This window comes from Jiangella sp. DSM 45060 (genome assembly GCF_900105175.1).
Lineage (GTDB): Bacteria > Actinomycetota > Actinomycetes > Jiangellales > Jiangellaceae > Jiangella.
Genome location: NZ_LT629771.1, coordinates 5,241,288 through 5,265,526 on the forward strand (window position 1 = coordinate 5,241,288; position 24,239 = coordinate 5,265,526).

At 70.7% G+C, this 24,239-nt stretch carries 18 protein-coding genes; 8 read left to right on the forward strand and 10 right to left on the reverse strand.

What is annotated here, in order from left to right:
• Positions 1 to 6: 6 nt before the first annotated feature.
• The 3 genes from BLU82_RS23260 to BLU82_RS23270 are packed head-to-tail and all read right to left on the reverse strand — an operon-like array spanning position 7 to position 2,881.
• Entirely contained in the window at positions 7 to 882 is an 876-nt protein-coding gene (locus tag BLU82_RS23260) for an ABC transporter permease (protein WP_092623404.1), read from the reverse strand.
• Positions 879 to 1,808: an ABC transporter permease gene (locus tag BLU82_RS23265; protein WP_092623405.1), complete on the reverse strand. Its 930-nt coding sequence runs from the start codon at positions 1,806 to 1,808 to the stop codon at positions 879 to 881. The genes BLU82_RS23260 and BLU82_RS23265 overlap by 4 nt, the downstream gene beginning before the upstream one ends.
• Positions 1,805 to 2,881, reverse strand: a complete 1,077-nt coding sequence (locus BLU82_RS23270; protein WP_092623406.1) for a LacI family DNA-binding transcriptional regulator — start codon at positions 2,879 to 2,881, stop codon at positions 1,805 to 1,807. Before BLU82_RS23270 ends, BLU82_RS23265 begins: the two co-directional genes overlap by 4 nt.
• A gap of 200 nt (positions 2,882 to 3,081) precedes the next feature.
• Between BLU82_RS23270 and BLU82_RS23275 the strand changes: the two genes are divergently transcribed.
• Positions 3,082 to 3,951 (forward strand): phytanoyl-CoA dioxygenase family protein, encoded by an 870-nt coding sequence (locus tag BLU82_RS23275; protein WP_092623407.1) that lies wholly within the window; start codon positions 3,082 to 3,084, stop codon positions 3,949 to 3,951.
• Positions 3,935 to 4,843, forward strand: a complete 909-nt coding sequence (locus BLU82_RS34385; RefSeq protein ID WP_157741209.1) for an AraC family transcriptional regulator — start codon at positions 3,935 to 3,937, stop codon at positions 4,841 to 4,843. The genes BLU82_RS23275 and BLU82_RS34385 overlap by 17 nt, the downstream gene beginning before the upstream one ends.
• Before the next feature lie 294 nt (positions 4,844 to 5,137).
• Here the strand turns inward: BLU82_RS34385 and BLU82_RS23295 are convergent, their stop codons facing one another.
• Entirely contained in the window at positions 5,138 to 5,362 is a 225-nt protein-coding gene (locus BLU82_RS23295; RefSeq protein WP_197682409.1) for a KTSC domain-containing protein, read from the reverse strand.
• A gap of 95 nt (positions 5,363 to 5,457) precedes the next feature.
• Here BLU82_RS23295 and BLU82_RS23300 point away from each other — a divergent pair, with 95 nt between their 5' ends.
• Entirely contained in the window at positions 5,458 to 7,158 is a 1,701-nt protein-coding gene (locus tag BLU82_RS23300; protein ID WP_092623409.1) for an ABC transporter ATP-binding protein, read from the forward strand.
• Positions 7,155 to 8,915 (forward strand): ABC transporter ATP-binding protein, encoded by a 1,761-nt coding sequence (locus BLU82_RS23305; protein ID WP_092623410.1) that lies wholly within the window; start codon positions 7,155 to 7,157, stop codon positions 8,913 to 8,915. The genes BLU82_RS23300 and BLU82_RS23305 overlap by 4 nt, the downstream gene beginning before the upstream one ends.
• Before the next feature lie 4 nt (positions 8,916 to 8,919).
• On the opposite strand, the gene BLU82_RS23310 is transcribed toward BLU82_RS23305, so the two are convergent.
• Together BLU82_RS23310 and BLU82_RS23315 are read right to left on the reverse strand one after the other, a co-directional pair.
• Entirely contained in the window at positions 8,920 to 9,507 is a 588-nt protein-coding gene (locus tag BLU82_RS23310; RefSeq protein WP_092623411.1) for a DinB family protein, read from the reverse strand.
• Positions 9,508 to 9,517: 10 nt separating this feature from the next.
• Entirely contained in the window at positions 9,518 to 9,925 is a 408-nt protein-coding gene (locus BLU82_RS23315) for a RidA family protein (RefSeq protein ID WP_092623412.1), read from the reverse strand.
• Between the two features lie 30 nt (positions 9,926 to 9,955).
• Here BLU82_RS23315 and BLU82_RS23320 point away from each other — a divergent pair, with 30 nt between their 5' ends.
• Positions 9,956 to 10,531 (forward strand): ABATE domain-containing protein, encoded by a 576-nt coding sequence (locus BLU82_RS23320; protein WP_092623413.1) that lies wholly within the window; start codon positions 9,956 to 9,958, stop codon positions 10,529 to 10,531.
• Between the two features lie 209 nt (positions 10,532 to 10,740).
• Positions 10,741 to 11,067 (forward strand): HNH endonuclease, encoded by a 327-nt coding sequence (locus BLU82_RS23325; RefSeq protein WP_092623414.1) that lies wholly within the window; start codon positions 10,741 to 10,743, stop codon positions 11,065 to 11,067.
• A gap of 13 nt (positions 11,068 to 11,080) precedes the next feature.
• On the opposite strand, the gene BLU82_RS23330 is transcribed toward BLU82_RS23325, so the two are convergent.
• Positions 11,081 to 16,495, reverse strand: a complete 5,415-nt coding sequence (locus tag BLU82_RS23330) for a DUF4011 domain-containing protein (RefSeq protein ID WP_092623415.1) — start codon at positions 16,493 to 16,495, stop codon at positions 11,081 to 11,083.
• Positions 16,496 to 16,693: 198 nt separating this feature from the next.
• Positions 16,694 to 17,767, reverse strand: coding sequence for a redox-regulated ATPase YchF (gene ychF / locus BLU82_RS23335; RefSeq protein ID WP_092623416.1), 1,074 nt, complete (start codon positions 17,765 to 17,767; stop codon positions 16,694 to 16,696).
• A gap of 130 nt (positions 17,768 to 17,897) precedes the next feature.
• On the opposite strand from ychF, the gene rmuC reads away from it, so the two are divergent.
• Positions 17,898 to 19,376 carry a DNA recombination protein RmuC gene (gene rmuC / locus BLU82_RS23340; RefSeq protein WP_092623417.1) on the forward strand — a complete coding sequence of 493 codons (1,479 nt, stop codon included), beginning with the start codon at positions 17,898 to 17,900 and terminating at the stop codon, positions 19,374 to 19,376.
• A gap of 347 nt (positions 19,377 to 19,723) precedes the next feature.
• Here the strand turns inward: rmuC and BLU82_RS35240 are convergent, their stop codons facing one another.
• Positions 19,724 to 22,468: a glycosyl hydrolase family 18 protein gene (locus BLU82_RS35240; RefSeq protein ID WP_197682410.1), complete on the reverse strand. Its 2,745-nt coding sequence runs from the start codon at positions 22,466 to 22,468 to the stop codon at positions 19,724 to 19,726.
• Positions 22,469 to 23,027: 559 nt separating this feature from the next.
• Here BLU82_RS35240 and BLU82_RS23355 point away from each other — a divergent pair.
• Positions 23,028 to 23,729 carry a phosphatase PAP2 family protein gene (locus BLU82_RS23355; protein ID WP_197682411.1) on the forward strand — a complete coding sequence of 234 codons (702 nt, stop codon included), beginning with the start codon at positions 23,028 to 23,030 and terminating at the stop codon, positions 23,727 to 23,729.
• Here the strand turns inward: BLU82_RS23355 and BLU82_RS23360 are convergent.
• Entirely contained in the window at positions 23,666 to 24,097 is a 432-nt protein-coding gene (locus BLU82_RS23360; protein ID WP_092623419.1) for a pyridoxamine 5'-phosphate oxidase family protein, read from the reverse strand. The genes BLU82_RS23355 and BLU82_RS23360 overlap by 64 nt on opposite strands.
• Positions 24,098 to 24,239 lie beyond the last annotated feature (142 nt).

A 24,239-nucleotide genomic window follows, 5' to 3' on the forward strand; every position in this document is an offset into this window, starting at 1 on the left:
GTGTGCCTAGGGGTCGCGGCGGCCGCGCCCGTACCGGGCGGTCAGCTGGTCGCCGAGGATCCCGACGTTGATGATCAGCAGGGACAGCGCGATGCCGGGGAGGGTGGAGATCCACCACGCCGTCTCGAGGTAGGACTTGCCGTTCGCGATGGTCTGGCCCCAAGACACCGTCGACGAGGGCAGGCCGATGCCGAGGAAGCTCAGGCCCGCCTCGGCCAGGACGACCAGGGCGAACTCCAGCGTCGCCAGCGCGACGATCGGCCCGGCGGTGAACGGGAGGATGTGCCGCCACAGGATGGCGCGCTGCGGCACGCCGAGCACCCGGGCCGCGTCGACCCAGGCCCGTTCCCGCAACGACAGGGCCACGCTGCGGGTGACCCGGGCGAACGAGATCCACGCGGTGGCCGACAGCGCGACCACCACCAGCAGGACGCTGCGCTGGAAGGCCCCGGCGATGACGATGGCGAGCAGGATCGCCGGGAACGCCAGCAGCACGTCGAAGATGCGGGCCAGGACGGCGTCCAGCCAGCCGCGGGCGTACCCGGCGACGGCGCCGAGCAGCAGTCCGACGACGCTCGAGATGCCCACCGTCGCGACGCCGATGAGCACCGACGTGCGGGCGCCGTAGACGATCTGGGCCAGGACGTCGCGGCCGAGGTCGTCGGTGCCGAGCCAGGCCGTGCCGCCGTCGGCCGTCGTCGAGCCCGGCGCGAGCAGCCGGTCCTCCAACGGCGTGTGCACGGGGTCGTAGTCGAGCAGCAGCGGCCCGATCAGCCCGACCAGCACGTAGATCGCGATGACGACGTACGGGATCTTCCCGAGCCAGCCGCCGCGGCGCCTGGTCCTGGCGAGCGGCGTGTCCAGGGTGACGGCGGCGGTCACGACGCCCCCTCCATGCGGATGCGCGGATCGAGCTGGGTGTACAGCAGGTCCGCGACCAGGTTGAGCACCATGACGATGCCGGCGATCAGCAGCGTCACGGCCTGGACGACGGCGTAGTCGCGGTTGGCGACCGCGTCGACCACGAGCGACCCGAGGCCGGGCCAGGCGAACACGTTCTCGACGATGACCGCGCCGCCCATCAGCGCGCCCATCTGCAGGCCGACCACCGTCACGACCGGGATCAGCGAATTGCGCAGGGCGTGGCCGAGCAGCACCTGCGGCTCCGTCAGCCCCTTGGACCGCGCGGTCTGCACGTACGGCTCGCGCATCGACTCTGCGACGGAGCTGCGGGTCAGCCGGGCGACGATGGCCGTGAACGGCAGCGCCAGCGTGATGGCCGGCAGCACCATGTGCTGCGGCGTGCCGACGCCGGCGCTGGGCAGCAGCCGCAGCCCGAGCGCGAACACCAGGATCAGCATGATGCCGACCCAGAACGTCGGGAAGGACTGCAGCGCGATGGTGGCCGCCGACACGACGCGGTCGACGACGCCTCCCGGCCGGCCGCCGGCCATCAGGCCGAGCGTCAGGCCGACGACGACGGCGATCGCGGTGGCCGCGAGGGTCAGCTCGATGGTGGCCGGGAGCCGGTCGAAGACCGCCTCCATCGCCGGCCGGCCGAGCCGGTGCGAGTCGCCGAAGTCGAGCCGTGCCGCGTCGCCGAGGAAGCTCAGGTACTGCGCGAACATCGACCGGTCCAGGCCGAGGGTCTCGTGCAGCCGGGCGATCTGCTCCGGGTCGGCGTCCGGGCCGAGCATGACGGTGGCCGGGTCGCCCGGCGCGACGCGCACGATGACGAAGATCAGCGAGGCGGCGCCCCACATCACGAAGAGGCCGATGAGCAGGCGGCGGAGGACGATCTTGATCATGCCGTGCCGTCCCGTGGCGCGGGGCCGATGGAGTCGCCGGGGACGAACGTGCACGGGATGGTGACCTGCCGCGTCGTCGACTGCGCGGCGCCGAGCAGCTCGACCAGCATGCGCACCGCCTCGCGGCCCATCTCGGCCCGCGGCAGCGAGAACCGGGTCCAGTCGCGCAGCTCCGGCGTCCACGACGGCGGCTCGCCGAGCAGGGCGATCGAGCAGTCCTCAGGGAAGCGCACCCGCTCGCTGTCGGTCATCGCCGTCAGCGCGTCGACCAGCCGGTTGTCCTCGGTCGGCTCGACCAGGATGGCGGTGACGCCGTAGCTGCCGATCCAGTGCAGCACGTGCTCGGCGGACAGGTCGGCGGGGTCGGCCAGGCCCTGGATCAGCCGCTCGTCCACCTCGAGGCCGGCGGCGGCCAGGCCCTCGCGGTAGCCCTGCTCGCGGTCGCGGGTGGGCTCGGTGTCCTCGATGGCGCGCAGGTAGAGGATGCGCTCGTGGCCCCGCCGGTGCAGCTCGGCGACCATCGCGCTGGTAGCGGCGACGTAGTCGGCCCCGACGTAGCTGACCTCGCCTTCGTCGACCTCGCGGCGGCCGATGAAGACGAACGGGAAGTCCTCCTGGACCAGCGCGTTCAGCTCTTCGCGGCGGACGTTGCGGCCGAGCAGGACGCAGCCGTCGGCGAGCTTGAGCCGGTTCGCGCCGCCGGCGTAGATGGACCGGTCGGCCCCCGAGCTGACCGAGCTGAACAGCAGCAGGTCGTAGCCCTGGGCCGCGGTCTCCTCCTCGACGCCGAGCAGGAACGGGTAGTAGAAGTCGCGCTGGTCGGTCGGGAACACCGGCTCGAACGTGTACAGCCCGAGCAGGTGGTTGCGCCCGCCCTTGAGGCTGCGCGCCGCCACGTTCGCCGAGTAGCCCAGCTCGGCGGCCGCGGCGAGCACGGCCTGCCGCGTCGACTCGGCGATCTGGTCGCTGGCCGCGCCGCCGCTGATGACCAGCGAGACGGTGGCCTGCGAGACGCCGGCGCGGCGTGCGATGTCGACCTGCGTCGGCCGGCGTCGTCGCCCCTGGGGTGGCACGTTCGCGTCTCCACTTCATACGTATTAAGAAATGTGTCGCCGACACTACGCGCACTTTTCCGAAACCGTCAAGGCGTAGCGGCCGCCGACCCACTGTGACAGGATTCGCCATCAGGCAGCGCGGTGGAGCCATGGCCCCGACGACGTGCGCGACGGCACGCTGGGCTCGACCATCCGTCTCGTCGCCCGTGGAGAGAGCCATGACCATCGCACCGGACACCCCGTCGACCACCCTGGAGAGCAGCTACGCCGAGGACGGGTTCGTCATCCTGGAAGACGCCTTGAGCAGGGCCGAGGTGGACGCGCTGCTGGCCGAGACGGCCCGGATCTGCCGCGGCGAGCTCGGCGCCATCGAGGGCGCCGCCGCCTCGTCGCCGGACGAGACCGACGACGACGTGATCCACCGGTTCCTCTGCGTCCACTACCCGCACAAGCTGTCGTCGCTGATGCTCGACACGATGCGCCATCCTACGATCGTCGACGGCCTGACCCGGATCATCGGGCCGAACGTCAAGGCCATGCAGTCGATGCTGTTCGTCAAGGCCGAGGGGAAGCCCGGCCAGGCCTGGCACCAGGACGAGATGTTCATCCCGACGCGCGACCGCTCGCTCACCGCCGCGTGGATCGCGCTCGATGACGCCACCGTCGAGAACGGCTGCCTCTGGGTGCTGCCCGGCTCGCACCGCGACGGCGTCATCTACCCCAACCGCGAGCACGACGACCCGCGCTACGACTGCACCGTCGAGTCCTTCGACTTCCCCTGGTCCGACGACGACGCCGTGCCGGTCGAGTTGACCGCCGGGTCGGTGCTGCTGTTCAACGGCTACCTGCTGCACAAGTCGCTGCCGAACAGCGGACGGCACGGCTACCGGCGCGCGCTGACCAACCACTACATGAGCGCCGAGTCGCTGCTGCCGTGGGCGCTGCCGCACGAGGGCCAGAACATGGCGCAGGCCGACTTCCGCGACGTCGTTCTCGTCGCCGGGCGCGACCCGTACGCCTACAAGGGGGTCGAGCAGCTGCGGCAGCCGCGGATCCGGCCGGATCGCGACGGTGGCTGTGACCGCTGAGGCCGTCGTCTCGTCGGGCCTTCCCGGGTTCGAGGTGGGGCTGGTCCCCCGCCTCGGGCCGGCCGTCGCCGACTACCCGCCGGGCTCCACCTTCGGCCCGCGCGACGCCCGCACCTACGAGTTCGTCTGGCTGCTGTCCGGCAGCGCGACCTGGCACTGGGACGACCTCACCGTGCCGCTCGCGCCGGGGACGCTGCTGCTGGTGCGGCCGGGCATGCGCGACACCTTCCGGTGGGACCCGCGGCGGCCGACGCGGCATGCGTACGTGCACTTCACGCTGGCGGAGTCGGGCTGGTCCGCGTCCGCGTCCTGGCCGGTCGTGCGTGACCTCGGCGGCCGGCCGGACCCGATGGGCGCGCTGTGCCAGTACCTGCTCTGGCTCGGCGCCGGCTGCCCGCCGGGCTGGCGCGAGCAGGCCGCCGAGACGCTGCGGCTGCTGGTGCTGACGTTCCTCGCCCCACTGCCGGTGACCTCGGATGACGCGTCCGGGCTGCCGCCGCCCATCGTGGCCGCCATGTCCGCCGTCCGCTCCGCCTGGTCCGACGGCGTCGCCCGGCCGGTGGGCCTGGAGCGACTGGCGGCCACCGCCGGTGTGTCGGTGTCGACGCTGTGCCGGGCGTTCCAGCGCCGGTTCGGACTCGGGCCGGTGGCCGCGCTGGAGCGGCTGCGACTGGCGCGGGCCGAGCCGCTGCTGTGGATGAGCAACCTGTCGCTGCAGGCCATCGCGGTCCAGTGCGGTTTCGCCGACGCCTACCACTTCTCCCGCCGCTTCCGCGCCGTCTACGGCCTCGCGCCGAGCGCCTTCCGGGCCACCCCGCCGCAGTCCGCTCCCCCGTCCCCGCTGGTCGGGTCCGGCCTCGCGGCGCTCGAGCCCCTCACGCCGTCGCCCTGACCCACTGGGCGGCCCCGGTCTGCGACCATGACCCGGTGGCCGACCACCTCGTCCTGGTGAACGGGCTGCCGGGCGCGGGCAAGAGCACGCTGGCCGCAGACCTCGCTCCCGCGCTGCCCGGTCGCCATGGAGGCCATGTGGAGCATCGCGGCCGCGCTGCCCGGCCTGGTCGTCGTGGAGTCGTGGTGGTTCCGGCCGCGCGACCTCGGCTACGTCCGCGCCGGCCTGGACCGCTGCTCCGCGCGTCGACGTCCAGGAGGTCGCGCGGCTGGTGCTGCGCGCGCTCGACCGGACCTAGCGTTCGACCTGGACGGCCTCGTAGCGCGGCTTGATCTCCTCGTTGAGGTAGGCGCCCATGCTGTCGGCCGCGAACAGCGCCTCGACGTCGAGGGGTTCGACGTCGAGGTAGCGGTAGATCGCGCCGGAGTCGAACTCGACCTCGAGCGTCCACGTCTGCGGGTCGTAGCCGACGGAACGCAGCGCGGACGACGACACCGGCCAGCGTCTGATCCTGCCCATCGCGTCGATGGTCGGCGGCCGCGGCCGCGATGGTCAAGAGGGGCGCCGAAATCGCGTTGCCAGCGGGAGCGCCGGCGGCTAGGGTCCCGTGTTTCGTGCGGCGATTTCCCGATCCGGATCCCGGCGAGCCGAGTCGCCTCACGCCCGGGCGCTATCTGCTCTGGCTGGCCCGCGCCCAGCTGGGCGTCGTCCTGCTGGGCGCGTTCTACGGCGTCATCTGGCCGACCGCGCAGGCGCTGATGCCATACGCCGTCGGGCGGGCCATCGACGACGGGCTGACCGAGCGCGACCGCGGCGACCTGCTGCTGTGGGCCGGCGTGGTGCTGGCGCTCGGCGTGCTGCAGGCGGCCACCGGCATCCTGCAGGACCGGTGCGCCCTCGCCAACGCGCTCGGCGCCCGGTATCGGACGTTGCAGCTGGTCACGCGGCAGGCCGCGCGGCTCGGCGCCACGCTGCCGCGGAAGACGTCGGCGGGCGAGGTGCTCAGCGTGGGCGTCGCCGACGTCACGCAGATCGGGCGGGCGCTGGACTTCAGCTCGCGGGCCATCGGCGCGGTCGCCTCGATCGTCGTGGTCGCGGCGATCATGCTGGCGACGTCGTGGCGGCTCGGACTGGTCGTGCTGATCGGCGTGCCGCTGATGGTGGCGGCGGTCGCGCTGCTGCTGCGGCCGCTGCACGACCGCCAGGCCCGGCTGCGCTCCCTGCAGGCGGAGCTGACCGCCCAGGCCGTCGACATCGTCGGCGGGCTGCGGGTGCTGCGCGGCATCGGCGGCGAGGAACTGTTCGGACGGCGCTACGACGCGGAGTCGCAGCGGGTCCGGCGGGCCGGCGTGCACCTCGCCCGCGCCGAGGCCGCCCTGGAGGCGGCCCGCATGCTGCTGCCCGGGCTGCTGGTCGCGCTGATCGTGTTCCTCGGCGCCCGGCAGGTGCTGGCCGGCGACCTTACCGGCGGCCAGCTGGTCGCGTTCTACGGGTACGCGGTGTTCCTGGCGACGCCGGTGCGGCGGCTGAGCATCGGGGCGAGCGCGTTCATGAAGGCGTACGTGGCGGCGCGGCGGGTGGTGACGCTGCTGGCGTTGCGGCCGGAGATCGAGGCCGGCGGCTCGGCGGCGCCGGCGGGTGGGGATCTGGTGGACCCGGCGTCCGGGCTGGTCGCCGCGGGCGGACGGTTCACGGCGGTCGTGTGCGCGGCGCCGGGCCACGCCGCGGCGCTGGCCGACCGGCTGGGCCGGTACACGGAGTCCGGCGTGACGTACGGCGAGGTGCTGCTGGACTCCGTCGAGGTCGCGGAGGTGCGGCGGCGGATCCTGGTGTCCGGGAACGAGGCGCGGCTGTTCGCGGGCTCGTTGCGGTCGGAGCTGGCGGTCGACGGGATCGTCGACGACGCGCGGGTGCTGGCCGCAGTCGAGGTCGCGTCGGCCGCCGACGTCCTCGAGGCGCTGCCCGGCGGGTTGGACACCGTCGTCGCGGCGGGCGGCAAGGAGTTCTCCGGCGGCCAGCTGCAGCGGCTGCGGCTGGCCCGCGCCGTGCTGGCCGACCCGGACGTGCTGGTGCTGGTCGAGCCGACCAGCGCCGTCGACGCGCACACCGAGGCCCGGATCGCCGCCCGGCTGGCCGCCGCCCGGGCCGGCCGGACCACCGTCGTGTTCGCGACCAGCCCGATCCTGCTCGACCACGCCGACGCGGTCGTGCTGGTCGACGGCGGCGGCCGCGCGGTCGCCGCCGGCACGCACGCGTCGCTGATCGCCGATCCGCGCTACCGCGCGCTGGTCGCCCGTGAGGAGGGACCCCAGTGAGCCGGCCGGCTGAGGCGAACGGCCTGCCCGTGGCGTCGGCGCGGGAGGTGCGCCGGCACGCCCGGCGGCTCGCGCTGCGGCACCGCGGCGCGGTCGCCGGCGCGGTCACGCTGCACGCGCTCGGCGCGGCGTCCGGGCTGGCCGGGCCCTGGCTGCTCGGCCGCCTGGTCGAGGACGTCACCGACGGCGTCGACCAGGTCACCCGCGTGACGCTGCTGATCTGCCTGTTCGTCGTGGTGCAGGCGGCGCTGACCGGGCTGGCGATGTTCGTGGCGGCGCGGCTGGGCGAGCGGGTGCTGGCCGAGTTGCGCGAGGATTTCGTCGACGGCGTGCTGGCGCTGCCGCTCGGGACCGTCGAGGAGGCCGGCACCGGCGACCTCGTCACCCGCTCCACCCGCGACGTCGACCTGCTGGCCCGGGCGGTGCGCTACGCGATCCCGGAGACGCTGATCAGCCTGGTCACCATCGTGCTGACGCTCGGCGGGCTGGTGCTGCTCGGGCCACTGCTGGCGCTGCCGGCACTGGTCGGCGTGCCGGTGCTCTGGGCGGCGTCGCGCTGGTACCTGCGCCGGGCCCGCGACGCCTACCTGCGCGAGAACGCGTCCTACTCGCGGCTGGCCGAGGGCCTCGCCGAGACCGTCGACGGCGCCCGGACGGTCGAGGCGCTGCGGCTGGGCGGCCGGCGCTTCGAGCGCGTGCAGACCGACATCGCGACGTCGTACGCGGCGGAGCGGGCCACGCTGCGGCTGCGCACGGTGTACCTGCCGACCATCGACGTGGCGTTCGTGCTGCCGGTGTTCGCGACGCTGGTGGTCGGCGGGCTGCTGTACCTGGACGGCATGGTGACGCTGGCCGCGGTGACGGCCGCGACGCTCTACACACAGCAGCTGCTGATCCCGGTCGACACCCTGCTGTTCTGGCTGAACGAACTGCAGATCGGCGGGGCGGCGATGGCGCGGTTGCGGGGAGTACGGCGCGATCCGGCTGTCTTCGAGGGTGAGCGGGCAGCGCCTCGCACCGATACCGTCAAATCAAAGGGGTTCGAGGTGCGCGGGGTGAGCCATGCCTACCGGCCCGGCCACGACATCCTCCACGACGTCTCGCTGACCATCGCGCCGGGCGAGCGGCTCGCCGTCGTCGGCCCGTCCGGCGCCGGGAAGTCCACCCTGGGCAAGCTGCTGGCCGGCATCCACGCACCCCGCACCGGCGCCATCACCGTCGGCGGCGTCCCCGTCTCGGCCCTGCCGCTGGACCGGCTGCGCACCGAGGTCGCCCTCGTCACCCAGGAGCACCACGTCTTCCGCGGCTCGCTGCGCGACAACGTCGCCCTGGGACGTCCCTCGGCCTCCGACGCGGAGGTCGAGGCCGCCCTGCGCGCCGTCGACGCCTGGGAGTGGGCGTCCTCCCTGGGGCTGTCGTCGGCCGTGGGGTCCGGCGGCGCCGAGCTGTCGCCGGCGCAGGCGCAGCAGGTCGCGCTGGCCCGGCTCGTGCTGGCCGACCCGCACACCCTGATCCTCGACGAGGCGACGTCGCTGCTCGACCCCGGCGCGGCCCGGCACCTGGAGCGGTCGCTGGCCGCCGTGCTGGCCGGCCGGACGGTGATCGCGATCGCGCACCGCCTGCACACCGCCCACGACGCCGACCGGATCGCCGTCATGGAGGCCGGGCGCATCGTCGAGCTCGGCCCGCACGACGAACTCGTCGCCGCGGGCGGCGCGTACGCGTCGCTCTGGCGGTCGTGGCACGGCCAGGACTGAAGCGTCAGGTGCGGTACTGGGCCTCCTCGGCCGTGCGCTTGAGCTTGTCGACGTAGCCGGCCCACCACTGGGCGTCTCGGTCGGGGAGGTTGGAGACGCCCTGGCGCAGGCCGATGGCGCCGTCGAGGGTCTCGCGGACGATGTCGGCGTGGCCGGCGTGCCGGGCGGTCTCGGCGATCATGTGCACGAGGATCCAGTGCAGCGTGACGGTGTTCCCGCCGGCCGGCCACCACGGCACGGTGCCGGTGTCGTCCAGCGCCAGCGCGTCGATGGTCGCGTCGGCATGCGCGATGGCCCGCTCGTAGAAGGCGGTCACCCACGCGCGCGACTGGTCGACCGTCGCCCAGAGGTCGGCGTTGTCCTCGGCGTCGTCGTCGAGCCAGGGCAGCGGCTCGGGCGCGGGCCGGTCGAAGACGATGCCGAAGTACTCGTACTCCATGCTCGCGACGTGCTTGACCAGCCCGAGCAGGTTGGTTCCGGTCGGCGTCACCGGCCAGCGAGCGTCGCGCTCGCCGAGCCCGTCCAGCTTCCACCGCAGCGCGTCGCGCTGAGCCTGCAGATAGCGCTTGAGGGTGTCCTTCTCGTCCGGCATGGTGGCGACGCTACCCCGCGGGCGGCACCGCCGCGACGGCCTCGATCTCGACCAGCGCGCCGGGCACGGCCAGCCCGGCGACGAACGCTCCAGTGATGGCCGGCGGGTTCGGGCGCTGCCCCCAGACCTCGCCGAACGCGGCGAAGCCCTCCTGCAGCGACGCGCCCTCCTTGATGAGGATCGTCCACTTCACGACGTCCTCCGGCCGGGCGCCCGCCGCGTCGAGCACCGTCAGCAGGTTGGTGAGGGCCTGCCGCGTCTGACTCGCGATGTCCGGCCCGACGACCTGCCCGCTGGCATCGACGCCGTTCTGGCCGCCGATGAAGACCAGGTCGGCTCCCGCGGCGACGCGCACGGCCCAGCTGAACGCGGGGTTGGTGTGCATGGACTCGGGGTTGATGTGCGTGATGAGCGTCATGGCGTCAACGTAACCGGTTATAGTGGTTTCATGCAACGCCGATCGGACCTCCCCCTCTCCGTCCGCGTGCGCTTCCTCACCGGGCGGGTGTCGCTCGACCTCAGCCACACCGGCGGCGAGGGCGAATCCGCGCGGTGGGAGATCGTCCACACCCCCGGCGACCTCGCCCACTGGCTCGGCGTCATCCTCGGCGTCGACGGCCTGACCGCCGGGCCCGCGGATCTCGCCGCCATGCGGCCGCTGCGGACCGCCATCACGGACACCGCCCGGTCGCTGGCCGCCGGCGGCTCCGTCCAGGCCTCCGACATCGCGACGATCAACGCCGCGGCGGCCGCGCCCCCGCTGGTGCCCGCGCTGAGCGCGGTCGGCGGCGGAGTGGGGTGGGTGGCGCCGACGACGCCCGCCGCGCTGTCGTCGATCGCCCGCGACGCCGTCGACCTGTTCGCCGGCCCCCTGGCGTCTCGGATCCGCGTCTGCGCATCCGAGACCTGCGGCCTCCTGCTCGTCGACACGTCCCGGCCGGGGAAGCGGCGGTGGTGCTCGATGCAGCGCTGCGGCAACCTCGCGAAGGTCCGCGGCCACCGTCAGCGCGCCGCCACGCCCTGAGGGTCGCGTATGCTGGGTGGCGCCGGCGGAGGTGCTTCCACCACTTTTGATGCCGGTCGGCCGCGACGCAGTCCCACACCGGTGCTGCGTCGCGGTCTTTTGTGTTGAAGCGCAGGTCAATACCCGGATCGAGCGACCTGCGGCCGTACGCTCAGACCGTGCCGTCTCGCCGTCGAGCCGCCGTCTACGCCCGCCGCCGTCAGCGCCGCATGGCGAAGTCCGACCACGACCTCACCGACGCCCAGTGGGCGGCCCTGACCGCGGCCTGGGGCGGCTGCGCCTACTGCGGCGCGTCCGAGCCGCAGTCGAGGTTGCAGAAGGACTGCATGCTCCCCATCTCCCGCGGCGGCCGCTACACGCTCACGAACGTCGTGCCCGCCTGCCGCTCCTGCAACGCCAGCAAATGCAACGCCGAGGTCACCACCTGGATGCGCCGCAAGAAGCTGGACGAACAGGCCTTCCTCGTCCGCCAGCTCGAGATCGCCCGCTCGGCCACGGACGGTTCGGAGGTGCGCCTGACCGGCATCGGCCGGTAGAACGGTCGGAGCCTCAGCCTTCCGACACCACGAGTCGGGCGCCGTCCTCGGTAACCGAATCACCTCGAACCGCGAGGTCAATAGCTTCATTGATCCTGCGATCGACGATCGCTCCGGTCCTGGCCCACCCGAACAGCCTGGCAATCTGTTGAATGACCTCACTTCGCAGCGCCGCGCCAACGTCGTTGAGCAGGAGTTGAACGGACAGCGCGAGCTCGTCGAGGTGAACGTGCTCGACCTTCCGACTGACAGGCCCCGCGGGAACCCGGACGCGATCAACGGCTCGATCGGGCATGTCGATGAAGTCACCGTCACGAAGGATTGGGGAGTGCCGGATTGCGCGATCGACGTTGTCGCGGACCTTATACGAGACTCGACCGATGTTCCACCAGCCGCGAATGCGCTCATAGACGAGATCGAGATGGACTGGCCCTTCGACGTCAGCCAGCGCAACCAGCGCATCCATCATGTGCAGGTCGTTTCCCGGCTCGCCCGGTTCTACCCAGTAGGGAAGTCGCACCGGCCTGGCAACTATGTAGTCGCTGGTCCACGTCGGAGTCGATGGTACCTGCACCTCAGTGGTCTCGACGATCGGCCGCTCGATTTCGGCAACTCTGCGGATGCGACCCGTGACAGGCGCCGCAACCGCCGCCTCGATCGCGTTCCGCAGCCTGGTCTCTTCCTGCGTCCTGTTGCGATACCAGGCGGTGCCCCAGATCCGGTGGAGCGTCCATCCCAGACCACCGAGAATCTGGTCGCGCAGCCGGTCGCGATCACGCGCTGCTGGAGCCGAGTGGTACTGAAAACCGTCACATTCGACGCCGATGGCGAACATCCCAGGATGGACCGGGTGTCGTACACCGATGTCGATTCGGAACCCTGCAGCGCCAACCTGGGGCTCGACTGTGTAACCCCACGACCGGATTGCCGCGATAACGGACTCCTCGAACGGCGACTCTGGTTCGAGTCCCGTCGAGCTGTACGGTACAGCGAGCGTCGACGTGCCGCGATCCGCGTAGTCGAGATACGCTCGAAGAAATTCGACGTTCTCGTTCGGAGAAGGTGGGATGTCACCGGCGCGCATCGACGCCACGACCTCGACCCGCTGCCGCGCTCGTGTGATGCCCACGTTGAGACGGCGCCATCCCTTGTCCTTGTTGAGCACACCGAAGTTGGTCGTGATCTTGCCGGCTTCATCTGGGCCATAGCCGATCGAGAAGATGATCACGTCTCGCTCATCGCCCTGCACTGACTCGAGGGACCGCACGAAGAATCCATCCAGGCGATCACCGCTGTCGAAGAAGCGGTCGAGTTCTCGATGAGCTTCACGCATTTCGTCGATCGCAGCCTGGACGGCATCCGCCTGCGCGACAGAGAACGTCACGACTCCAAGCGTCAGCTCGGGGCGATTGGCGAAGTGCTCGATGACTCGCTCGGCCACCTTGCGAGCCTCGGCGGGATTGTCGGCCCCTCCACCGCGCCGATACATCCCGTGAGCGTTGAAGAACTCGACACCCACGTCAGCGCCCTCGAGCTGGGACGACGGGTACGTGACGAGCTTGCTTTCGTAGAACTTGTAGTTGGAGAAGGCGATCAACGATTCATGACGCGAGCGGTAGTGCCACCGCAGGCCGAGGTTGTTGAAGGACCCACAGGCTTTGGCGAGCTCCAGGACGGACTGGAAGTCCTTGACGTCCGTCTCATCATCGCCATGGTCGTCATCGGTACTGCGCTCGAAAAACGATGTCGGCGGGAGCTGCTTGTCGTCGCCGGCCAGGATGAACGCCCTACCTCGATATATGCAGTTGATCGCGTCGCCCGGTGTGACCTGTGAGGCTTCGTCGAAGATCACAACGTCGAAGGAGATGTCCGGCGGAAGGTACTGCGAGACGGCCAGCGGCGACATCATGAAGACCGGTTTGATCGACATCGCAGTCGTCCTGGCGCGCGCGACGAGATCGCGCACAGGAATATGGCGCTTCTGCTTGGTTCCTTCCCGGCGAATGATCGCCGGCTCTCCAATGCCGGTATTGGCGGGCCTGCGAGAGTTCGCGACACGAATGATCTCGCTCGTCGCACCGGTGATCAGCGCTCGGTCGAGTTTCCGATACTCCTCCACCAACGCAGTGCGGTCGTCAGCGCGCACCGGCCTCAAATCAGAGTCGTTGTGGATGACGGCCTCAGCCCAAGCACGCAGTAGTGCACGATCGACGACCTTCGGCACCTCGTCGGCAGGGACGTGGTGCTCGATGCAGAAGTCGATGGCGGTGTCAAGGCCTCGCGCAGCGAGTTCCTCCCGGGCGACCTGATACTCGAACCACTCAAGTTGTCCGACGGTATCGTCGCGGAATTCTTCGATGAGTTCGACGGCCATGGTGTAGTCGTCGAACTCGCGGTGCAGTTCCGGCTGACGAGCAACCCCGAAAGCGTTCGTGATCTGCTGCCGGCGCTCAACCCATCTCTCGTACGCCGGGCTGAGGTTGTCGATCAGATGCGAGTCGGCCAGCGCCTTGACCTGACCGCTGCTCAGCGGGCCGCCGATCATCTCCCTCAAGAGCGCAGCCCACGCCATAGCGGTGTCCAGACCCGCGAGGTCTGTCTCGGCGAAGGCGAAGTACGCGCCGAGGGTGTCTCGGTAACGCTGTTCAGAGTCCCTAATCACCTCGTGTGTTCGTCTCGTTGCTTCGCTCAGCTCGAGGATGGCGTCGACTTCGTGAAGCGTGTGGGCTCGGCCGGTCACCGCGCTGACCGTCGCGATGCGCGCTGCGGCCTGGCGCATTGGACCGATGTGGGCGCTGAGCCACGCTACGGATGCACTGATGGGCTCGAGCAGCAACTCAGGACGGCCAGCGAGCTGTGGCGCGGGTGCGAGGCTGCTTTTCCACGCGTCCAGGGCCAAGCGCGCGGAGTCCGCTATTGCACGCTGAGCCTCGTTCGTGTCGTGGCCGGCCAGGAAACCAGCCAACTCGTGCGGCACGGCGTCGCCGGTCAAGGCTATGACTTCATCAGCAACCGTCAGCGCGGTCGCGAGAGAGTCGTAGTCAGTCTCGCGACCGTTCCAGTGGGTTCCCAACAGCTCGCTCCGGCTCGCGGCCAACATGTCGAACGCCTGAGTCGCTTCGCCCCATGCGACAGCATCGGACAGGTGCTTGATGCCTTCCTTGAGATTCGTGGCACTGTTCAAGAGCCCGGCTACTGTCCTCTTGTCGGCGCGGTAGTCGCCGGACAGTTTCTTCAAGCCCTTGTGGAGGTTGGTGAACCGCTCCCGCAATTCAGCAAGCGGAGCGGCGAGCGCCGCCGCCGTGAACACCGTCGAAGCCTTCGCCTCGGCAGCGGTGAGCATGGCCTCCTGTTGCTGCAGCGCCCGAGCCGCCTCGCGGGCCTCGGCGAGCCCTGCGGCCGTCAGCCAGTTCCGTTGTGGATGAACGTCCTTGTCCCGGAGCTCGACGAGACGGTGTACTCGATCGGCCTGCGCGAATGTCACCACTTCCGGGAGGCCGAAAGAACGCGCCAGGCCGCTGAGGCCCGCGGATCGATCGACGAGCTCCTGAGCGGTGTGTTCGAACCGTTCGGCCGCGACGTAGAGCTCGTCGGCAGTTAACCCAGCCAACTCGACAGGTGCCGTCGCGGCGACCGCACCTGGCGTTGGCGGAATGGCCGCGTCACCAGGAAGCGCCGTCCAGGGCACGCCGGCACGGTCGAGAACCACTGCCTCGGCGCCTCGGACCGCCGCGATCTGTTCGCCAAGCATCTGGCGGGCGTCAATCGTGGCGTGCCAGTCCGCTGTGGTGACCCAGGACTCAGGGACCTCTCCCGGGTGATCTCGGTGCTGATGATCGAGGAGTGACAGCAACTGCGGCACGTCACTGGGCTTCTCAAGGTCGAACGCCGACACGAGATCTGCGTTGAGGTTTACAGTTCCCTGGAGCTGTTCCAGTGCTGTTCGAGCCTGATAGAGACGAATATCGAGAGATGACTCGTCGCGAACATCACGCCAGAGGAACGAACTTCCCTGTGCCGCCGGCCGCCAGGCGCGCACGAGCCTTGCCGTCGCCTCATGGACACGCGCGTAATCCTCTTGGGTCAGGTCCGTGGGCGGCGTTTCCGGAATCGGAGCGGAGGGGACGTCGGCCAGGACAGATAGCCTCCCGAGGACATGATGCAGGGAGAGATTCAGAGGTTGCTGAACCCTGTTCATCGCATCGGCATATGCGTTCAGCTTCTCGCGGCGATCCTTGACGCTCGCACGGGAAATTGAGTCCATGCCCTTCGGAGCCTGTGCGACGTTGTCCAGGGATCGCAGTAGTTCCGTCGCAACTTCCTTGCGGCTCGCCTTATGTGAGTGCAGTTCTAGCAGGTAGTTCGCAAGGCCGGCATCCGAGAGGCGATTCCGGACCACGTCGAGTGCGGCCATTTTCTCGGAAACGAAGAGCACTGTCTTCCCTGCATGCAACAGGGCGCCGATCATGTTGGCGATGGTCTGGGACTTCCCGGTGCCCGGGGGTCCGTCCATGACGAAACTGTGCCCTGCCAGCGCAGCTGCGATGGCAGCTCGTTGAGACGAGTCCGCGTCGAGGACGAGAGGCGTCAACTCCGGTGGAGCGACGCGATCGATATCAGCGGGATCTACCAGATCGAACTGGAAGTCCGAGGCCTGCTGAGTGGGGTCCGAAGTGGCGAGCGCCTGGACGACCGGATGGTCGAGGATCCGATCCTCATTGTCCAGGAGGTCTCTGAACATCGCTTCCTTGGCGAACGAGAAGGTCGATAGATACACGACGCTGCGGAGATCCCAGTCCTTGAAATCCTTGTTGCTCTCCAGTGCAGCGCGTACAGCAGCCAGGGTCGCGGACACCGACAAGTCGTCGAGCGCGTCCATCCTGGGCAGCTCGATGTTGAACTCCTTCAAGCGCAGTGCAAGCGCCGGATTGAGTACCGAGTCGTCCTCGCCACTGGTGAGGCGCGGCGTCCCCTTCGGGCCTTCGGGGATCAGCGTTACCGGCATGAGCAGGAGCGGACTGGTCATGTCCGTCCCATCGACCTCCTTCCAATGCAGCATGCCGAACGCGACGTAGAGGACAGACAGACCGCGATCCAGGTATTCCGCGTTGGCTTTCCGCATCAAGGTGCGCAGCATCGGGCCCAGCTCGATGTCCGGTCTCGGCGCGTGGAGGAAGCCGCTAGGCGTCGGCGTGGTGACCGGTGGCGCAGGTACCGCCTCGTCGTGAACCGGGAGAACGTCGCCGCGAATCCCCTGGGGTCGCCCTGATTGAATCCGAGCGAGTACCTCATCGGGCGACGGACTGTCGATCAGGAGTGATGACCTCTTTGGGGAGTTGAACTTGATAAGGCGGTTGGCGCGCGTGAGCCCAACGAGGCCGTCACGCCATGTCTTCAGAGCAGCTTGAATCTCGCCTGGTGCCGCCACCGCTCAACCCCCATCGCCGCCAGTTCAGCCCGCGCCGATCAGCGACGGGGCAGAGGCGATGATCGAACGCTTGGCGTCGGCTTGATCGTGCCCCCGCGAGCCGCAGATTAACGGAAGGGTCGGACAGTTCAGGAGGCTTGTGATTCTGGCCGATCCGAAGATCTGCATCAGCCCTGATGAAGGGCAATCAGTCGGTGCTCAGACGTTGAAGCGGAACTCGACGACGTCGCCGTCGGCCATGACGTAGTCCTTGCCCTCCATGCGGACCAGCCCCTTCGAGCGCGCCTCCGCCATCGAGCCGGTCGCGACCAGGTCGTCGTACGAGACGACCTCGGCCTTGATGAAGCCCTTCTGGAAGTCGGTGTGGATGACGCCGGCCGCTTCGGGGGCGGTGGCGCCCTTGGCGATGGTCCAGGCGCGCGCTTCCTTGGGGCCGGCGGTGAGGTAGGTCTGCAGCCCGAGGGTGTCGAACCCGACGCGGGCGAGCATGTCGAGGCCGGACTCGTCCTGGCCCATCGACTGCAGCAGCTCCAGCGCCTCGGCCTCGTCCAGCTCGGACAGCTCGGCCTCGATCTGGGCGTCGAGGAAGATCGCCTCGGCCGGCGCGACCAGCGCGCGCAGCTCGGCCTTGAGGCCGTCGTCGGACAGCTCCTCGTCGTCCATGTTGAAGACGTAGAGGAACGGCTTGGCGGTGAGCAGGTGCAACTCGCGCAGCGGCTCGAGGTCGAGGCCGGCGGCGAAGACGGTCTGCCCTCCGTCGAGGACGGCCTTGGCCCGCTCGACGGCGGCGACGGTCTCCTGCTTGTCCTTGGCCATGCGCGCCTCCTTGACCAGGCGCGGCAGGGCGTTCTCGATGGTCTGCAGGTCGGCGAGGATCAGCTCGGTGTTGATCGTCTCGATGTCGGCCTTCGGCTCGACCCGGCCGTCGACGTGGACGACGTCGGGGTCGTTGAAGACGCGGATGACCTGGCAGATCGCGTCGGCCTCGCGGATGTTGGCGAGGAACTTGTTGCCCAGGCCCTGCCCCTCGGAGGCGCCCTTCACGATGCCCGCGATGTCGACGAAGCTGACGGTGGCGGGGAGCTGGCGGGCGGAGCCGAAGATCTCGGCCAGCTTCGCCAGCCGCGGATCGGGCACGCCGACGACGCCGACGTTGGGCTCGATGGTGGCGAACGGGTAGTTCGCGGCCAGCACGTCGTTCTTCGTCAGGGCGTTGAACAGCGTGGACTTGCCGACGTTGGGCAGGCCGACGATGCCGATGGTGAGACTCACAGGTGCCAAGGGTACGTGGCCCGGCGGCCGGCGACGAAGCGGATCTTGAAGTGCGACGAAAGCCCTGTTCCGGACCGGTTCCCGCCGCGCCTCCCCGACTTTGTCGGAGGTCCCCGGCAAAGTAGCCCCCATGAACGTCTCCAGCGTCCTCGCCGCCCTCGTCGCCCTCCTCCTGGGCGGCGTCGTGGGCGCGCTGCTCGTCCGCGTCCGCACGGCCGGCGCCGCCGCCACGGTCGCCGCCGAGCGCGACGCCGCACGGGCCGAGCTCGACTCCGTCCGGCGCGAGAAGGCCGACCTGCAGGCCGAGCGCGAGGTCGACCGCGAGCGCATGCTCGATGCCCAGGCCGAGCAGACCCGGCTGGAGACCGAGCTGGCACACGCGCGCAGCAGCGGCGAAGAGAAGCTGGCCATGCTCCGCGCCGAGCAGGAGCGGCTGACGCAGGAGTTCCAGCGGTTGTCCGCCGACGCGCTGCGGCAGAACCGCGCCGACTTCCTCGAGCTGGCGACCGAGCAGTTCAAGGGGTCGGAAGAGCGGGTCAAGACCGAGCTCGAGCACCGCCGGCTGGCCGTCGAGGCCATGGTGAAGCCGCTGAACGACCAGCTGAACAAGGTCACCGACCACGCGAACGAGCTGGAGAAGGCGCGGGCCACGGCCTACGGCGAGCTGCGCACCCAGCTCGAGACCATGGGCAAGAGCTCCGACCAGCTGCGGCTCGAGACCCAGCAGCTGGTCACGGCGTTGCGCGCGCCGCAGGTGCGCGGCCGGTGGGGCGAGCTGCAGCTGCGCCGGGTGGTCGAGGCGGCCGGCATGGTCGAGCACGTCGACTTCGCCGAGCAGGCCACCGCCGACACCTCCGACGGCAAGCTGCGCCCCGACCTCCTGGTCCACCTCGCCGGCGGCAAGAAGGTCGTCGTCGACGCGAAGGTGGCGTTCAACGGCTACCTCGAGGCACAGGAGGCCCGCGACGAGGCGACGCGCGACAAGCGGCTGGCGGCGCACGCCCGGCATCTGAAGACGCACATCGACTCGTTGGCCGGCAAGCAGTACTGGGAGCAGTTCACCCCCACGCCCGAGTTCGTGGTGATGTTCGTGCCGTCCGACGTGTTCCTCAACGCCGCCATGGAGCAGGACCCCACGCTGTTCGAGCACGCCTTCGAGCGCAACGTCGTCATCGCGACGCCGTCCACGCTGGTCGCGCTGCTGCGCACGGTCGGCTACACCTGGCGGCAGGAGGCGCTGGCGCAGAACGCGCAGGAGGTGCTGAGCCTCGGCCGCGAGCTGCACTCCCGGCTGGCGACCATGGGCGGCCACCTGGCCCGGCTCGGCCGCCAGCTCGACGGCGCGGTCAAGGCCTACAACGACGGCGTCAGCTCGCTCGAGAGCCGGGTCCTGGTCAGCGCCCGCAAGATGGCCGACCTCAAGGTCGTCGACGAGGAACTCGAGGCGCCGCCGCAGGTCGAGCGGGCCGCGCGGCAGCTGCAGGCGCCCGAGATGGTCGACGACGCGCTCATCGCCCTCGAGGACATCCAGGTCGATCCCCGGTTCGGCCTCGGCCCGGCGACGGGGAAGGGGTCGCGATCGCGGCGGCGCAGCGGTACCGACGGCTGACGCCGGGCGCGGGGCCCGGAGGACGCCGGGCGCGGGGCCCGGAGGACTACCGGCGGCTGCGAGTGGGCCCGGCGGACGGCCGGCGGCTGTTGGCGCGCGGCGGACGGCCAGCGGGGGCGGCAGATGGCGGACGGCTGGCGGCTGTGGCCGCGCGGCGGACGGCCAGCGGGGCGGCACATGGCGGGCGGCCGGCGGCTGTGGGCGCGCGGCGCACCGCTGCTCGTGCGCGGCCGGCGGCTGCGAGTAGACACGGCGGACGGCTGTGTGCGGGCGCGGTCCGGCGGACGGCGGCGACGGGTGGGTGCCCGGTGAGGCCGCGGCACTCACCCGTCGCCTGGTCGCGGAGGTCAGCCGGTGCCGAGATAGGCGCCCAGCGTGTTCGCGAACTGGTAGCCGTTCGTCGCGTCCCAGTTGACCGACCAGGTCATCGCCCCGCCGATCGGACCCCACGGTTCGGCCGGTACGAAGCTGCCGCAGCGGGTCGCCGTCGCCAGGCAGTCGAGGGCGGCCGTGACGTTCGACGGCGACTGGTAGCCGCCGCCCGCCGCCTGTGACGTCGCCGGCAGGCCGAGCCCGACCTGGTGCGGCGCGAGTCCGGCCTGGAGCTGGATGCAGGCCTGGGCGGTCAGGAAATCGACCGTGCCCTGGCCGTAGACCTGCTGGTTGCAGCCCATCATCGTGCCGGAGTTGTAGTACTGCATGTTGACGATGGTGAGGATGTCGCGGATCGCCAGCGCCAGCTTGTAGTACTCGTACGTCGGCGCCTGGAAGTCGATCGTCTGCGGCGCCATGGTGACGATCAGGTCCGCACCGGCCAGCGTCCGCAGCTGCCGCAGCGCCTGCTCCATGTACGTCGCGTTGATCCCGTGCTCGAGGTCGATGTCGACGCCGTCGAAGCCGTACTCCTGCATCAGCGCCCAGGTGGTCTGGGCGAAGTTGGCCGCCTCGGTCGCGTTGGTGACGTTGACGTGGCCGTTCTGGCCGCCGACCGAGATGACGACGGAACCGCCGGCGGCCTGGCGGGCGGCGACGTCGGCCTTGAACTGGTCGACGGTGTAGCCGCCGAGCCCGCCGGTGTCGAGGTTGAACGTGATGCCGCCCGGCGTGCCCGCCAGGTTGTCGGCGAACGCGATGGCCAGCAGGTTGTACGCGGCCGGCACCTGCGAGACGCGCAGCACGGTGGAGCCGTTGTCGAAGTTGTGCCAGTAGCCGGTCAGCCAGCGGTGGCCGGGATCGCCCGGGCCGCCGGGCTCACCGCCGTCCTCGGTGCCGGTCTCCGACCCGGCCTCGGTGCCGGCGTCGCCGCCCGTCTCAGAGCCCGTGTCGCCGCCCGTCTCGGCGCCGGTCTCGGAGCCGGTCTCGGAGCCGGTCTCTGTCCCAGCGACCGCGCCGACGTCGGTGCCGGTGTCCGTCCCGCCGGAGCAGGCGCCGTCGTCGCGCCAGGGACCCCATTCGCTCGGGGCCGGGGTGTCGCCCTGGGTCCAGTGCCGGGCGGTCCAGTGGTGACCGTCGTGCGAGACGCGGTCGCCGCCGACGTACACCGTCGCCCGGTCCCAGGCCGGCTCCGTGCACCCCTCCGGCCCGCCGCCCTCGCCGCCCGAGACGTCGCCGCCCGAGACGTCACCGCCGGACGCGTCGCCGCCGCCCGGATCGTCCGGCCCGCCGGTCGCCAGCCGCGAGCCCATCAGCCCGACCAGCTCGTTCTGGTGGTCGCCGGCGAGGTCCCACCACATCGCGCCGCCGAAGCCGCCGGCGGTGATGTAGTCGGCCTTCTTGTCCACCAGCCACGGGTCGTCGAAGGACCAGAACTCGGTGCCGTCGTACGACCACGAGGCAAGCACCTCCTCGTCGTGGAAGATCTGGCCGCCGCGCAGGTTGCGGTAGCGGTCGGTCCCCGGCTCCTCCGGGAACTCGCCCGGCGCGGCGCCGGTGGCCGGCTGCCACGCCCCGTGCGTCCCGCCGTCCGTGACCCCGGTCCAGCCCCGGCCGTAGAGCGGGATTCCGACGGTGAGCTGCGACGGCGGCACGCCCCGGTCGACGTAGTAGCTCATCGCCGCGTCGACGCTGAAGCGCTGGCCGTCGGGCAGCGGGTTCGCCGGGTCGTCGTGGGTGTTGGCCTGGTGACCGGCGAGGTCCGGCCGCCAGGTGCCGTGCAGGTCGTAGCCCTGTACGTTGCCGAAGTCGAGGGAGTCGAAGATCTGCGTGACGTCCCAGCCGGCGTCGACGAGGACGGGGTTGGCCGGCAGGAACGCGCTCAGCTCGTACGACTCGCCGGTCTCTGCGCCCAGCGCGTCGAGCTGACGGCGGAACTCGGCCAGCAGCGCGGTGAAGTTCTCCTTGTCGTCCGGCGACCAGTGGTTGCCGGGGTGCTGGAGGTCCTCCGGCACGCCGGGCCACTCCCAGTCGATGTCGAACCCGTCGAACACGCCCGCCGCGGCGCCCGGCCCGCCCCGTCCGTCGATCACCGGCAGGTTGCCGCGCAGGAACTGGTCGACGCAGGACGACACGAACCGCTCGCGGCTCTCCGGCGTGGCGGCGGCGCGGGAGAAGTGCCGCGACCACGTCCAGCCGCCGATCGAGACCAGCGCCTTCAGGTGCGGGTACTTCGCCTTCAGCTCCTTGATCTGGTTGAAATTGCCGGCCAGCGGCTGGTCCCAGGTGTCACCGACCCCGTCGACGGAGTCGCCGGCGGCGAACCCGCGGCCGTAGTCGGCCCACGCGTCGCCGGCGTAGTCGCCCTCGGCTGGAGAGTCCTTGGGCCCGTTCGGACGATTCGCCTCGAAACAGGTCAACGTGTCCGGGTGGATGTTGGCGAACGCGTAGTTGAGATGCGTGAGGTCGGACGCCGCGCCGGTGAGGTCGAGATCCTGCACCAGGAAATCGCGGCCGTAGATCCCCCACTGGGTGAAGTAGCCGACGTTGCGGTAACCGTTCTCGGCCGCGGCGGCGCCGCGCGTCTGTGCCGGCTCCGACGCCGCCGCCGGATCGTCGTCCGGTCCCGACGGCTGGCCGGCGAACGCCGCCGCGACGCTCGTGACCAGCAGGCCTGCGGCGGCGCCGTACGCCACCGCGGTACGCCATCGTGTCTTCATGCGCTGACTCCTTGCGAGAGGCTCGTCCGTGCGGGGTCCGATCGCGGTGACGCGTCACCTCCACGAGGGCGCGCGCAGGCCGACGCGCACCATTGACCAGGGGTATGACTCGCCGACGCGACTGGTGGACGGCCGACGCGGATCGACCGATTCCCAGCCATCGGAACATTGCGCCGGAATGGCCTCGAATCGAATTGGAAAGAAAGTTAGCAGAGGGGTGATGGTCTGCCAAGGGGGCTGTGACCAGTTGTCAGGACCACGTCACAGCCGCGGGCGGCGATCGGCCGCGGCGGGTGCCGGCCGGGCGACGCGGCGGCGCGCAGGACGGACGTCGCGGCGGGTGCCGGACGGACGACCCGGCCGCGCGCCCGACGGACGACGCGGCGGGTGCCGGACGGACGACGCGGCGGCGCGCCCGCAGCCCCGAGCGCCCGCACCCACGCCGGGCCGGATGCGAAGATCGTCCACCCCGCCCCGACCGGCGTACGACGAACGTCGCAGGGACGGCGCCGACCTTGGTCAGATGTGCTCTGGCCTGCGCGTTCCTAGCGTTGACCGGATGATCGACACCGAGCTGGAAACGCGGCCCGGCCGCCGGACGGTCGTCCTCACGGCCGGTCTCGGCGCGGTCGGCGCCGCCGCCGTCCCCGTCCGAGATCCCGTCTACCGCGACATCGCCGGGACCGCGTCGGACGCGCCGCCCTGGCTGCGCGACGTGGTGGAGCTGGCCGCCGGACGGGGACTGCTGGCGCTCGTCGCGGCGGCGCTGGCGATCGCCGTGATGGTCGCGGCGCGCGGCGAGTGGGGACGGTTCGCGCTGACGGCCGCGGCCGGTGTGGGTGCGGTGCTCGCCTACGGCGCCAGCGAACTGCTCAAGGTCGTGGTCACCGAGGAGCGGCCGTGTCGTGCCGTCGCGGTCGAGACCGTGCTCGGCTGTCCGTCACCGGGCGACTGGTCCTGGCCCAGCAACCACGCGACCATCGCCGCGGCGCTCGCGACCGCCTGCGTCCTCGTCGTGCCGTCGGTGTGGCCGCTGGTGGTGCCGGTCGCGGCGGCGATCGCGCTCGCGCGGGTGGCCGGCGGCGTCCACTACCCGCACGACGTGCTCGCGGGGGCGGCGCTCGGGGTCGGGGTGACGGCGCTGGCCGCGGCCGCAGTGACACGGGTCCGGCTCGGTGCCGCGGAGCGAAGGGATGGTCAGAGCGCGGCCGGACGGCGGATCCGGCGGCCCCGGACGATCTCCGGGCGGATGCGGATGTAGTGCGGCCGCTCGCCCAGCGCCCACGGCGTCAGCCCGAGCGTCGCCAGCTCACGCCGCTCGGCCTCGTCGACGACCGCCTCGGCCCGCCCGACCAGCACCACCGACCACCCGGCCAGCGCGTCCTCGTCGTACTGATCGGCCTCGAACGCCACGACGGCGGAACGGGTCGCGGCGGCCAGCTTCGACCCCATCCCCGTCCGGATGATCACGTCGTCGCCGTCGAGGACGAAGTTCACCGGCTGGATCGCCGGCAGCGCCGCCTCGGTGAACACGATGCGCCCGATCGGCACCGACCGCAGCAGCGCGAAGCAGTCGGACCGGCCGAGGTTCTCGAGGCCGGGGGAATCGGCACGGGCAAGCGCGTCCACACCTTCAGATTCCACAGGCCGGACCCCGGCGGCCAGGGACCAAGGTCCCGCCACATGCGCCGGAAGTCCGCGCTAGGCGTTCCACGTGACCGGTCCGGCCCGGTTCCGGTCGTATTCTTGCTCGGACACACGAGAGGAGAAC